Below are 12707 nucleotides of genomic sequence, written 5' to 3' on the forward strand. Positions count from 1 at the left end.
GTTATTTATAGCGGTATAGCCGAACCCGATAGGCGATCCCCTTAGCAGCATCGCCCGATTGCAGCCGCAAAACCTGGCCTTGCCCGTTCTCATCGCCGTTCAGCCGCCGGCCGGCGATTTGATCACCGGCTTGCAGGACCTGTTCGTCGATACTCTCGATGCCGACCATAGGTGGGCCGGGCCGATCGCTGGTGAAGGTGAGGACGGAATCGCCGCTTCCGACAATCAGATATTCGTCTGGGCCAGTTTGTAGAAATAGTGCGCCGACCCGGCTGGCAGGATCGACGTTGCCATCGGCCGACGGGGCCCGGGTCATATTGGCGATATAGTCGCCAATCCGCACCCGAGCCGCACGCTGCGGCTCCCCTTCCATGACCACGCCGCGAATGGCACCGGCAGCCTGCTTTTCCAGGATCAGCGGCGCGAGTTTGCTGAGCTGGCCGTACACGTTGCCGATCGCGTCATCGAGGCCACCGTCGCCCCTGCCATTCCCTTCGCGATCGCCCTCTCCCGCGACGCCATCGATCCCGAAGGGGGAGAAGCCCAACGCCTTTTGCGCGCCGAATGCGTAAAGCGCGTTGGCCGCTCCACCCTTTCCGCCGCGTGCTTCGGGAATGAACAGCGGATTGTCTGGTCGCGTATAGGCCTCGGCCCAAGACACGAACCCATCGAAGTAAATGTCGGGCGACACGAAATCGAGCGACGGCGCCCCCGCTTTCCACAGATCCATCGACTGCGGCAGCGGGCCACCGGAATTATACTGGCCGGGCTCGTAATTGGGCCTGATCAGCGCCGCGTTGGTAAACATCGGCAGCGCATATTCGGCCTTCCCCGCCGCCGTAACCCGATCGACAAACCTGGCATAATACCAGGACATGAAAAGATGATCGGTCAGGGCGCGGTCGCCGAACACCTGCTGCCAGGTTCCTTCGGTCTTACCGCCGGCCGCCTCCCAGGCGGCCCGTAATTCGGGGTTCAGCTGGCTGCGACGTTCCGCCAGCGCGCGCAGCAACAGATCCGGGACCGGGCCGGCGAAAGCAGCCTCGGCAACGGCGGAATGATCCCGCGATTGGGGGATCACGCCGACCTCATTCTCAACCTGAACCATGAGGACAGTCTGTTGCTGCCCGTCCACGGCGCGCACATGGCGCATGAGTTGCGCAAAAGCCCTGGCATCGGCGTCGCGGACAGCAGGAGAGAATGGCGATAGACGCTCGGTACCGCGGCCATCGCTCGTTTCCACACGCGGGAACCGCGCACCGTCCCGTTTGACCCAGGCAGGCGCGTAGCTGGAATAGGTGTTCTTCCAACTGCCGAACCAGAGCAGCACGAGACGAAGCCTGTTCGCGCGAGCGCCCTTGATCAAATCGTCGACGATCGTGAAATCGTAACGCCCCTCCTCCGGCTCAAGATGCTCCCAGGCCACCGGGACCAGCGCGGTATTGAGGTTCATGGCCGTAAGCCTCGGCCAGATCGGCCGCATGTAATCGGCGCTGCTGAAGCTGGAATTATGCGTTTCGCCCCCGAGGAGGAGGAAGGGCTTATTGTCCACGATCAGCTGGGTGGCGGCGCCACGTCGCTCCAGGTGGGGCAGGCCGCCAGGGGCCGCGGCACAACCGGCGGCTGCGCCAAGACAGGCGACGACACCCGTTACCGACAAGCCCAACCTGCATCTTCTCATGTGTGCGTATTCCGTTCGGTCAACATGGCATCAAACCTGGACGCCTGCCCTGCGTGCGAAATCGAAGCGCCGTTCCTCGACGCGCAGCCGCGCGCGATCCATCACATCGGCTTCGGTGGCGATCAGCAGATTTTCGGTCACGCGGGCGAGATGATCGCGCATCGCCCGGCGCGCGGCATCCGGATCGCGCGCCCGGATCGCGTCGAGGACGAGGCGATGTTCGTCGACCGGCGGCTGGATCCCGGCCTCCCGCGCGCGGCTGAAGAAATAGACGCAGAGCGGCGACTGGTAGCGCTTGTCCCACAAGGTCTCGACCAGGCCGACGAGCACATCGTTGCCCGTCGCGCGCGCCAGCGCCACGTGAAAGGCGCGATCCGCGCGCTCCCGCGTCGGCTGATCGCTGCGCATATCGCCGATGCGGGCGAGGATCGTTTCCAGTTCCGTAATCTGCTGATCGTTGGCGGCGGTTGCGGCGAGCGCAGCCACTTCCCCTTCGAGCAGGCGCCGCGCCTCGGTCACCTCAAACGGCCCGTCCGCTTCGTCCGAGGGACTGAGCTGCAGCGACGCCTTGGGCGCGACATAGACGCCCGCCCCGTGCCGCCGCTGGACGAGCCCCCGCAATTCCAGCACGATGATGGCTTCGCGCACAACCGGACGGCTGACGCCGAACTGATCCGAAAGCTCCCGTTCGGATGGCAGCCGATCGCCCGGCCGATAGCGCCCCACCTCAATCGCCTGTTCCAGCGCACGCGTGATGCTTTCATATAAACGTGGACTGGCTGCTTCTTCAGTCTTTGCCATGCTATCCTCCCCCGAAAGCCAGACTAAGGTACGCGGGAATATCGGCACTCGCAAAAGGGGATTTTTCGCTATGTCGAGCCCTGTCCGATACGGTGCATTCCGCTCGAAACCATTATTTTGCCTAAGCCTCCAACTCGCGATAAGCACGAACGGTAAGGGGCCATGACCCCGCCTTTCGGGGGGAAGCACAGGTTGAACAACAGGACGTCCCGCCGACAGCGCAGCGCCCCGACAATCAGCGATGTCGCGGCAAGCGCGGGCGTATCCCCCATGACTGTCAGCCGCGTCATCAACGGGGAGGCCAACGTCAAGGCGGCGACCCGCGATCTTGTCAATGCCGCAATCACGCAACTGGGCTATGCCCCGAACCGCGCCGCGCGCAGCCTGGCGGGCGCCGAAGAGCTGCGGATCGGGCTGCTCTACAGCAATCCGAGCGCGGCCTATCTGAGCGAATTCCTGGTCGGCGGACTGGATCAGGCCAGCCGCGGCAACGTGCAGTTGATGGTCGAGCAATGCGAGATCGGCGCACGCGAGGTCCAGGCGGCCGAACATTTGATCCGTATCGGTATCGACGGTGTGATCCTGCCGCCGCCCTTATGCGATTCCGGCGACGTTATCGAGGTTTTGCAGAAGGCCGGCATTCCGATGGTGGTGGTGGCCAGCGGCATGCCGCCGGGGGAGATTTCCGCCGTCAGCATCGACGATGAGCGCGCCGCCTTCGACATGACCTGCCACCTGGCGAAGCTCGGCCACCGGCGGATCGGCTTCATCTCCGGCAACCCCAACCAGACGGCGAGCAGCCGGCGGCGGGAAGGCTATCGCCGCGGACTGGAATCGATGGGCATCGCCGCCGAACCCGAACTGATCGTGGAGGGATTGTTCACCTATCGCTCCGGCCTGGATGCGGCGGAGCGATTGCTGGAGCTGAAGGAGCAGCCCTCCGCCATTTTCGCCGCCAATGACGACATGGCGGCGGCGGCGGTGGCGGTCGCGCATCGCCATGGGCTGGACGTGCCGGGCGACATCACCGTGTGCGGCTTTGACGATACGCCGCTTGCCACCACGATCTGGCCCGAGCTGACAACCATCCACCAGCCTATTCGCGAAATGTCGCAGGCGGCGATGGAGCTGCTGGCGGCGGAGATACGCGGGCAGCGCGGGCCAATGCGGGCCGCCCCGCGCCATATCGAACTGGATTATACGTTCGTGCGACGCCAATCGGATGCGGCGCCGCGGCGGCGACCCAGCGCGCGCGGTTGATCGCAAGACGGCGCGTCAGCTGTCGTAACAAGGCATTGATCTCTATGGTTTCCAACCTGCTTGACACGCCGATCGTGTCGCCCTGTAGCGCGCACAGTCTTTCTGGAGAGCCGCGTTGAGCCGAGTAGCCGTACGTCCCTTCCGCTCGCGCGACTGGTTCGCCGATCCGGCCCGCAGCGACATGGTCGCGCTCTATCTGGAGCGCTTCATGAATTATGGGGTGACGCCGGACGAGCTTCGATCGGGCAAGCCGATCATCGGCATCGCCCAATCGGGCAGCGACCTTTCCCCATGCAACCGCATCCATGTCGAGCTGGCCAAGCGCACGGCGGCGGGCATTCGCGATGCGGGCGGCATTCCTATGGAATTTCCGGTTCACCCGATCTTCGAAAATTGCCGCCGGCCGACCGCCGCGCTGGATCGCAACCTGCTGTATCTGGGCCTGGTCGAGATTCTCTACGGCTATCCCATCGACGCGGTGGTGCTGACGACCGGCTGCGACAAGACCACGCCATCGCAGATCATGGCGGCGTCCACCGTCGACATTCCCGCGGTCGTGCTGTCGGGCGGCCCGATGCTGGACGGCTGGCATGGCGACGAACTGGTCGGATCCGGCACCATCATCTGGCGGTCGCGCCGCAAGCTGGCCGCCGGCGAGATCGACGAAGAAGAATTCTTCAAGCGTGCGACCGAAAGCGCGCCGTCCCCCGGCCATTGCAACACGATGGGCACGGCATCGACCATGAACGGCGTGGCGGAGGCGCTGGGGCTGTCGCTGCCGGGCTGCGCAGCCATCCCAGCGCCCTATCGCGAGCGCGGCCAGATGGCATATCGCACCGGCCAGCGCATCGTCGACATGGCGTATGAGGATTTGCGGCCGTCCAAGATCCTGACGCGCGAGAGCTTCCTCAACGCGATCGCCTTCGTCACTGCCGCGGGCGGATCGAGCAATGCCGAGCCGCATATCATGGCGATGGCGCGACATGCCGGCGTCGAGCTGTCGCCGGACGACTGGACGACGCACGGCTATGATTTGCCGTTGCTGCTCAACATGCAGCCGGCCGGCAAATATCTGGGCGAACGGTTCCATCGCGCGGGCGGCGTACCGGCGTTGCTGTGGGAGCTGCTCGAGGCAGGCAAGCTGCACGGCGGCTGCGCCACGGTGACGGGCCGGTCGCTGGCGGACAATATCGCCGGGCGCGAGAGCCCCGACCGCGAGGTCATCAAGCCGTTCGCGGCGCCGCTGAAGGAGCAGGCCGGCTTCCTCGTCCTGTCGGGCAATCTGTTCGATCATGCGATCATGAAGACGAGCGTGATCTCCGAAGAATTCCGCCGGCGCTATTTGAGCACGCCCGGATCGGAGGGCGCGTTCGAGGCGCGCGCGATCGTGTTCGATGGGGCGGACGATTACCACCACCGCATCAACGACCCGTCGCTGAACATCGACGAGAATTGCATCCTGGTGATGCGCGGCGCCGGCCCGATCGGCTGGCCGGGTTCGGCCGAGGTCGTCAACATGCAGCCGTCGGACGCGCTGATCCAGCGCGGTGTGATGTGGCTGCCGACGCTGGGCGACGGGCGCCAATCCGGTACGTCGGACAGTCCGTCGATCCTCAACGCCTCGCCCGAGAGCGCGGCAGGCGGTGGCCTGTCGTGGCTGCGGACCGGCGACATGATCCGGATCGATCTCAACACGGGCAGTTGCAACGCGCTGGTCGACGAAGCGGAGATTGCTCGTCGCAAGACGGAGCCCGCCCCGCCGATCCCGCCCAGCAATACGCCGTGGGAAGAGTTGTACCGCGAGAAGACCGGGCAGATGCACGAGGGCGCGGTGCTGGAATTCGCGGTGAAGTATCGCGGCGTGGCAGCGAAGACGCCGCGGCATAACCACTGAGCTTCGTTTAGCGCCTCCTCGGTCATTGCGAGGAGCGAAGCGAAGCAATGACGGCCGGAGAGCGACGGACCGTTCGCGCCTGCCCGCCGGATGCTGAAACGCATTCGGCACGCCCATTTCGTAGGTTGCTCGGCCACGAAAAGCCCGCCGTTCCGGAGAACGGCGGGCTTCTTTTTTGGGCCGATAAGTGACGGAGGGGCTCAGCCCTCCATCGCCTCCAGTTCCTTGCCCTTGGTTTCGTGAATGAACTTCTGGACCAGGAAGAAGCTGATCACCGCACAGGTGCCGTAGAAGCTGTAGCTGGCGGCAAGGCCGATGCTGCCCAGCATGACGGGGAAGCTCTGCGCGATCAGGTAGTTTGCGAACCACTGGGCGAAGCCGCAGACGGCGAGTGCCGAGCCGCGCAGCTGGTTCGGGAACATCTCCCCCAGCATGACCCACATGACCGGGCCCCAGCTGATGTTGAACAAGGCCGAATAAGCGAGCGCGGCGCTCACGGCGACCATGCCCATATGGCCGGGCAGGTTCAGCGTCGTGCCCGTCATGGTGCCGGTCGAGAAGGCATAGACCATGATGAACAGGGTGATCGCCATGCCGGCCGAGCCGATCAGCAGCAGCGGCTTGCGGCCGATCCTGTCGACATAGAGCACGGTGACGAAGCAGGCCGCGATCGAGATCGAGTTGTTGATGATGTTGGTCAGCAGCGCCTGCGATTCCGAGAAGCCGGCGGCCTGCCACAGCGTAGCGCCATAATAGAAGATGACGTTGATGCCGACGAGCTGCTGGAACACGGCGATGATCAGGCCGGCCCACACGATCGGGCGGAGCACCGTGCCCTTGGCGAGCACGTCCGACAGACGGGGGCGGTGATCGGCCGAGAAGCTGCCCTGGATTTCCGCCAGCTTGTCGCGCCCTTCGGTCTCGCCGAAGAGCTTGGACAGCACGACCGAGGCTTCCGCGTTGCGGCCCCGCGCGACCAGGAAACGCGGGCTTTCCGGAACGAAGAAGAGCGCGATCAGGAATACCGCTGCCGGCAGTGCCTGGGCGAGGAACATCCAGCGCCATGCGGCCAGCCCGAAGGCGAGTTCATTGGTCGAATCGTTGCCGGCGGCCTGCTGGAAGAAATAGTTCACGATCGCCGCCGCCGTCAGGCCGGCGATGATCATGATCTGCTGGATCGTCGTCATCCTGCCGCGGATATGCGCCGGCGCGACTTCCGAAATATAGGCCGGCGAGAGCACGCTCGCCGCGCCGACGGCGATACCGCCCATCAGGCGGGAAATGACGAAAATCTCCTGATTGTGCGCGAAGCCCTGGACGAGCGCGCCGATCAGGAAGAGCAAGGAGGCGAGACGCATCACATTGCGCCGGCCCATCTTCTCGGCAAGCGCACCGGCGAAGAAGGCGCCGATGAAGCAGCCGATCAGCAGCGAGCCGACCGTGAAACCCAGGCCAGCCTCGCTCAGGCCAAAGGCCGACTTGAGGCCGTTCTGGGTGCCGTTCACGGCGCCGCTATCATATCCGAATAGGAGGCCGCCAATCGTCGCAACCGCGACGATCGCGCCGATATAGGCCATATTGGCCTGCCCCTTCCCGCTCTGCATCTCCCGCTTTCTCCTTATCCTTTGTACCGTCTGCCGGTCAGCGCAGCTTGACCAGGTTCCCGGCCAGTCCCGGCGTGTCCGTTTCGAAGGCGAACACGTTCCCCGCCAAAGGTTGGCTGGCCAGAGCGTCCGCGTCGAGACCTTTTCGCGCGGTGGTGGCGTATGCGGTGCGCAAATCTGCTCCACCGAAGGCAATCTTGGTGACATTGGCGGCGGGCAAGCGCACTTCGGCGGCAATCGTCCCGTCAGGCGCATAACGGCGCGCGCGCCAGCCGCCCCACAATCCGGTCCAGACAAAGCCCTCCGCATCGCACACCGCGCCGTCGGGCCAGCCGTCCGCTTCGTCGATGACTGCAAACTGCGACGGCGTACCGAGGCTGCCATCGTCGTTGATCGGCACGCGATGGATGATCCGCCCGAGCGTGTCGGTATGGTAGAGGGTGCGGCCGTCCGGGCTGATGGCCGGACCGTTGGTGATCGAAACGGGCGCGAGGCCGCTATCGACGACCGTGCCGCGATCGAAGCGATAGAGGCGACCGGTCGCGGCGCCCTCTCCGTCGTCCATCGACCCGAACCAGACGCGTCCCCGCCCGTCTACCGCCGCATCGTTGAGGCGGTTGGTGGGAAGGGCGGCCTCGGGCGTGGCGATCACGTCGAAGACGCCGGTCGCGGGATCGAAGCGGGCGACGCCCTGCTGCAATCCGGCCAGAAACGCGCCGTCGTCCGCCGGCAGGACCCAGCCGACCTGCCCCGGCGCATCGTAGGCTCGGTGATCGCCGCTCGCGGGATCGAAGCGATGGACCTTGTGGTTCTTGATATCGACGAACCAGAGCGCCTGTTCGCGCTCTACCCAGACCGGCCCCTCGCCCAGGGTCGCCTGAACCGACAGAACGCTGCGCGCCTCATCCATTTATCGCCATCCCGCATCGACGAAATAATCATGACCGGTGCACATGCGCGCATCGTCCGACGCGAGAAACAGCACCATCGCGGCAACATCGGCAGGCTGGATGCGGCCGTCGATACATTGCGCGCTGACGATCTCCGCCTCGCCTTCCGGCGTATACCATTTCATCTGGCGCGGCGTCTGGACGTTGCCCGGCACGATCGTGTTCACGCGGATGCCGAGGCGGCCCAGATCGCGGGCCAATGCCCGCGTCATGCCTTCGATCGCGGCCTTGGCGGTCTGGTACAGGACCAGATCGGCCATACCGAGATGCCAGCTGATCGAACCGAAATTCAGGATCACGCCGCCGCCCGCACGCTGCATCGCCGGCACCACCGCCTGGGCGGCGAAGAACAGGTGGCGCAGGTTCACCGCCATCCGATCGTCCCAATACGCCGGCGTAACCTCTTCGACGCTATGGCGATCGTCGTTGGCGGCATTGTTGATCAGGATATCGATGCCGCCCAGCGCCGCTTCGATCTCGGCCAGGGTGCGCTTGAAGCCCTCGATATCGGTCAGGTCGCACAGGCGGTAGATCGGCTTGTGCGGCGCATAGCTCAGCCGATCGACCAGAGCGCGCGACGCTTCATCGGCGATATCGACAAAGGCGACCTGCGCGCCCTGGCGCACAAACGCCTCGACCACGCCTTCTCCGATGCCGCTGCCGCCCCCGGTAACGAGAACGCGCTTATCCTTGAGGCTAGGATAGACCGCCCGCTGGGCTTCCCCCTCAATCGCCGACATAGACGGTTTTCATCTGCGTATAATATTCCACTGCTGCAAAACCCTGTTCGCGCGCGCCATAGCTGGAGCCACGCGTGCCGCCGAACGGCACGTGATAGTCGACGCCGGCGGTCGGCTGGTTGATCATCACCATGCCGGCCCGCACGTTCTTCTTGAAGTGGCGCGCATGCTTCTGGCTGGTCGTGACGATGCCTGCCGACAGTCCGAAGTTGCCGCGATTGGCCAGCTCCAGCGCGTCCTCATAGGTCTTGGCGCGGACCGTCGAGACGACCGGGCCGAACACTTCCTCATTATTGATCCGCATATCCGGATTGGTATCGGCGATCAGGGTCGGCGCCATGAAATAGCCGGGGGTGTCGAGGCTGAGCTTGTCCCCGCCGGTAACGAGGCGACCGCCCTCACTGGTGGCGATATCGACGTAGCGAAGATTCTGCTCGAACTGCGTGTCCGAGGATGCTGGGCCCACCTGGGTCGAGGGATCGAGCGCAGGGCCGACCTTGAGCGCCTTCGCGCGCGCCGCCAGCGCGTCGACGAAGCGGTCGTGGATGCCATCCTGCACGATCACCTTGGAGGAGGCGGTGCAGCGCTGGCCGGTCTGGAAGAAACCGCCATCGAGCGCGATCGCGACCGCTCGCTCCAGATCGGCGTCGTCGAGCACGACCAGCGGGTTCTTGCCGCCCATCTCGAGCTGGACCCGCGCCTGGCGCGTGACCGCGGCAATGCCGACCTTGGCGCCGACACCCTGGCTGCCGGTGAAGGAGATGCCATTGACGTCCGGATGATCGACGAGCGCAGACCCGACGCCGCCCTGGCCGAGGATCATGTTGAAAATGCCGGCCGGCGCATTGAGCGACGCGGCGACCTCATGAATGATCGAGGCCAGCGCATGGGCGATGGCGGGCGTGGGATTGGCGGGCTTCAACACCACGGTATTGCCGAACGCGAGCGCGGGCGCCGCCTTCCAGGCCGGAATGGCGATCGGGAAGTTCCACGGCGTGATCAGGCCATAGACGCCCACCGCCTCACGCCATACCTCGACATCGAGGCCGGGCCGGGTGGATTCGAGTGTCTGGCCATGACGACGGAGCGCTTCGCCTGCGAAATATTTGAAGATGCGCGCGGCGCGCATCACTTCGCCCATGCCCTCCGGCCGCGTCTTGCCTTCCTCTCGCGAGAGCAGTTCGCCGAGTTCGGCCGCACGCGCCATGATCGTGCTGCCAACCCGGTCGAGCAGATCGGAGCGCAGTTCGGGCGAGCCCATCGACCAGGCTGGGAAGGCCGCGCGGGCGGCCGCGACGGCGGCGTCCACCTCGGCCTTGCCGCCGGCGGGATATGAGGCGACCACCTCATCGGTATTGGACGGGTTGATGCTGTTGAACGGCGTGTCGGCTTCGACCTGCTGGCCGCCGATGAAATGGGTGAGCTTCATGGTTCCCCTGCCTTGTTAGCGCGCGCCGAGCAGCCCGCGCGACACCAGATTCTGCATCAGCCCGGCGATGCCAAGCGTCCATGGCGGCGCATTCTTAGAATAGACCACCCGGTTGACGAGACGGCCCAGCTTCGGGGTCGAGATGGAGACGACGTCGCCCACCTTGTGCGTGAAGCCCCGGCCCGGATCGTCGCGATCCTGCGTCGGCGCGAACAAGGTGCCGAGGAACAGGATATAGCCATCGGGATAATGATGCTCGCTCATCGCCTGGGTGACCAGATCGACCGGATCGCGGCTGATCTCGCCCATCGAGCTATGGCCCTTGAGCACATAGCCGTCCTCCCCCTCGATCAGCAGATCGACCTCGGCCGTGCGGACATCGTCCATGGTGAAGCTTTGATCGAACAGGCGCACGAACGGCCCGAGCGAACAGGATGCATTATTGTCTTTGGCCTTGCCGAGCAGCAGCGCCGAACGACCTTCGAAATCGCGCAGATTGACGTCATTGCCGAGGCTCGCGCCAACCGGCTCGCCGTGGCTGTCGGCGAGGATGGCGATTTCGGGCTCGGGATTGTTCCAGGACGAATCCGAACGCACGCCGATGTCGGCGCCCCAGCCAACGGTCGAGAGCACCGGCGATTTGGTGAAGATCTCCGCATCCGGGCCGATCGCGACCTCTAGGTACTGCGACCACATGCCCTCGTCGATCAGCGCCTGCTTCAGCGTCATCGCTTCGGGGGAGCCGGGCTTCAACCCACGGATGCCGCCACCGATGCGGCTTTCGAGCATTGCGCGAACCTCGGCCGCCTTGCCGGCGTCGCCACGCGCACGCTCTTCGATCACGCGCTCGACCGCCGACACCGCGAAGGTCACACCAGCCGCCTTGACGCACTGGAGATCGACCGGGCTGAGCAAGCGAAGGTCACCATCGGCCGACAGGGTCAGACGATCGAGATCGCCAAGCGGCGTTCCGGCAGATGCATCAAACGCGCGATCGGAGATCAGCTGCGACATGGTCGGCGCGACCCGACTCATGTCATGCAGCACGCCGCCGTGGACGAGCACGGGCGTGGGCCCTTCGGAGGTTTCGACACGGCCCGCGAACAGGCCCTCGCGCCAATCGTCCGCCAGCATCGTTGCCGGCGCGAAAGCCTTCATCCCGCACTCTCCTGCACGCGTTGACGCCACGCTGATGCGCAGCTTGTTAGCGCTATCAGTCGTCGCGCAACGCGTGCAAGTCAAGCCGTCGGATGATCAGTTACGTTCTTTATCGACCAGCTTGTTCTTGCCGATCCAGGGCATCATCGCACGCAGCTCCGCGCCGACCTTTTCGATGCCGTGTTCGGCCTGCAATTTCCGGCTCGCCTTCATCTCCGGATTGCCCATGCGGTTGTCCGTCATGAAGCGCTGGACGAAGCGACCTCCCTGAATGTCGGCAAGGACGCGCTTCATTTCTGCCTTGGTTTCATCGGTGATGATGCGCGGGCCGGTATGGTAATCGCCATATTCGGCGGTGTTGCTGATCGAGTAGCGCATGTTGGCGATGCCGCCTTCATACATCAGGTCGACGATCAGCTTCACCTCGTGAAGACATTCGAAATAGGCCATTTCCGGCGCATAACCGGCTTCGACCAACGTCTCGAAACCCGCCATGATCAGATGGGTCAAACCGCCGCACAGCACGGCCTGCTCGCCGAACAGATCGGTCTCGCATTCTTCCTTGAAGGTCGTCTCGATCACGCCCGAGCGGCCGCCGCCGACCGCCGATGCGTAGGACAGAGCAACATCGTGCGCATTGCCGCTGGCATCCTGATGGATCGCGATCAGGCAGGGCACACCGCCCCCCTTAACATATTCGCCGCGCACGGTGTGGCCAGGACCCTTCGGCGCGATCATGAAAACGTCGATCCCCGCCGGCGGCTCGATCAACCCGAAATGGATATTAAGACCATGGGCAAAGGCAATCGCCGCGCCGTCCCGGATATTGTCCTTGATATCCTTTTCCCAGATCCCGGCCTGATGTTCGTCCGGCGCGAGGATCATGATGATGTCGGCCCAGGCCGATGCTTCGGCGACGGGCATGACCTTGAAGCCGGCGCCTTCAGCCTTGGCGGCGCTGGCCGAGCCCGGACGCAGACCGATGGCAACTTCGGCCACGCCTGAATCCCGCAGGTTCTGGGCGTGCGCATGGCCCTGGCTGCCATAGCCGACGATCGCGACCTTCTTGCCCTTGATCAGGCCGATATCGGCATCGGAGTCATAATAAACGCGCATGGTTATATGCCCTTTCAGGTCAATTCGTCGCCCCGGCGGATGCCCGGGCCGCAGGAGATGAAGCGTCGCGCTTG

General features: G+C 64.6%; 10 protein-coding genes. 2 read left to right on the forward strand and 8 right to left on the reverse strand.

The window, feature by feature from the left end; genetic code table 11:
• Nucleotide 1: 1 nt before the first annotated feature.
• On the reverse strand, nucleotides 2–1660 hold the full coding sequence (locus ACOJSI_RS08320; RefSeq protein ID WP_420137805.1) for a DUF5597 domain-containing protein: 1659 nt from the start codon (nucleotides 1658–1660) through the stop codon (nucleotides 2–4).
• Nucleotides 1661–1711: 51 nt separating this feature from the next.
• A complete protein-coding gene (locus tag ACOJSI_RS08325; RefSeq protein WP_420137806.1) occupies nucleotides 1712–2482 on the reverse strand; it encodes a FadR/GntR family transcriptional regulator in 771 nt (256 codons plus the stop codon).
• A gap of 192 nt (nucleotides 2483–2674) precedes the next feature.
• Here ACOJSI_RS08325 and ACOJSI_RS08330 point away from each other — a divergent pair, with 192 nt between their 5' ends.
• Together ACOJSI_RS08330 and ACOJSI_RS08335 are read left to right on the forward strand one after the other, a co-directional pair.
• Nucleotides 2675–3742, forward strand: coding sequence for a LacI family DNA-binding transcriptional regulator (locus ACOJSI_RS08330; RefSeq protein ID WP_420137807.1), 1068 nt, complete (start codon nucleotides 2675–2677; stop codon nucleotides 3740–3742).
• Nucleotides 3743–3857: 115 nt separating this feature from the next.
• Entirely contained in the window at nucleotides 3858–5636 is a 1779-nt protein-coding gene (locus ACOJSI_RS08335; RefSeq protein WP_420137808.1) for an IlvD/Edd family dehydratase, read from the forward strand.
• A gap of 200 nt (nucleotides 5637–5836) precedes the next feature.
• On the opposite strand, the gene ACOJSI_RS08340 is transcribed toward ACOJSI_RS08335, so the two are convergent.
• From ACOJSI_RS08340 to ilvC, 6 genes are all read right to left on the reverse strand, one after another.
• A complete protein-coding gene (locus ACOJSI_RS08340) occupies nucleotides 5837–7240 on the reverse strand; it encodes a sugar porter family MFS transporter (RefSeq protein WP_420137809.1) in 1404 nt (467 codons plus the stop codon).
• Nucleotides 7241–7277: 37 nt separating this feature from the next.
• A complete protein-coding gene (locus ACOJSI_RS08345) occupies nucleotides 7278–8150 on the reverse strand; it encodes an SMP-30/gluconolactonase/LRE family protein (RefSeq protein ID WP_420137810.1) in 873 nt (290 codons plus the stop codon).
• Nucleotides 8151–8930, reverse strand: a complete 780-nt coding sequence (locus tag ACOJSI_RS08350) for an SDR family NAD(P)-dependent oxidoreductase (RefSeq protein WP_420137811.1) — start codon at nucleotides 8928–8930, stop codon at nucleotides 8151–8153.
• Entirely contained in the window at nucleotides 8917–10359 is a 1443-nt protein-coding gene (locus tag ACOJSI_RS08355) for an aldehyde dehydrogenase family protein (protein WP_420137812.1), read from the reverse strand. Before ACOJSI_RS08355 ends, ACOJSI_RS08350 begins: the two co-directional genes overlap by 14 nt.
• A 15-nt stretch (nucleotides 10360–10374) precedes the next feature.
• Nucleotides 10375–11517: a fumarylacetoacetate hydrolase family protein gene (locus tag ACOJSI_RS08360; RefSeq protein WP_420137813.1), complete on the reverse strand. Its 1143-nt coding sequence runs from the start codon at nucleotides 11515–11517 to the stop codon at nucleotides 10375–10377.
• A gap of 96 nt (nucleotides 11518–11613) precedes the next feature.
• A complete protein-coding gene (gene ilvC, locus ACOJSI_RS08365) occupies nucleotides 11614–12633 on the reverse strand; it encodes a ketol-acid reductoisomerase (protein ID WP_420137814.1) in 1020 nt (339 codons plus the stop codon).
• Nucleotides 12634–12707: the final 74 nt, after the last annotated feature.

It is taken from the genome of Sphingomonas sp. (assembly GCF_048595155.1).
In the GTDB taxonomy this organism is placed as follows: Bacteria; Pseudomonadota; Alphaproteobacteria; order Sphingomonadales; family Sphingomonadaceae; genus Sphingomonas_I.

Bases quoted from the DNA above. Each gene is read 5' to 3' on its own strand.
- ACOJSI_RS08345 (WP_420137810.1), bottom strand. From the start codon at position 8,150: ATGGATGAGGCGCGCAGCGTTCTGTCGGTTCAGGCGACCCTGGGCGAG.
- ACOJSI_RS08360 (WP_420137813.1), bottom strand. From the start codon at position 11,517: ATGAAGGCTTTCGCGCCGGCAACGATGCTGGCGGACGATTGGCGCGAG.
- ilvC (WP_420137814.1), bottom strand. From the start codon at position 12,633: ATGCGCGTTTATTATGACTCCGATGCCGATATCGGCCTGATCAAGGGC.
- ACOJSI_RS08350 (WP_420137811.1), bottom strand. From the start codon at position 8,930: ATGTCGGCGATTGAGGGGGAAGCCCAGCGGGCGGTCTATCCTAGCCTC.
- ACOJSI_RS08340 (WP_420137809.1), bottom strand. From the start codon at position 7,240: ATGCAGAGCGGGAAGGGGCAGGCCAATATGGCCTATATCGGCGCGATC.
- ACOJSI_RS08355 (WP_420137812.1), bottom strand. From the start codon at position 10,359: ATGAAGCTCACCCATTTCATCGGCGGCCAGCAGGTCGAAGCCGACACG.
- ACOJSI_RS08325 (WP_420137806.1), bottom strand. From the start codon at position 2,482: ATGGCAAAGACTGAAGAAGCAGCCAGTCCACGTTTATATGAAAGCATC.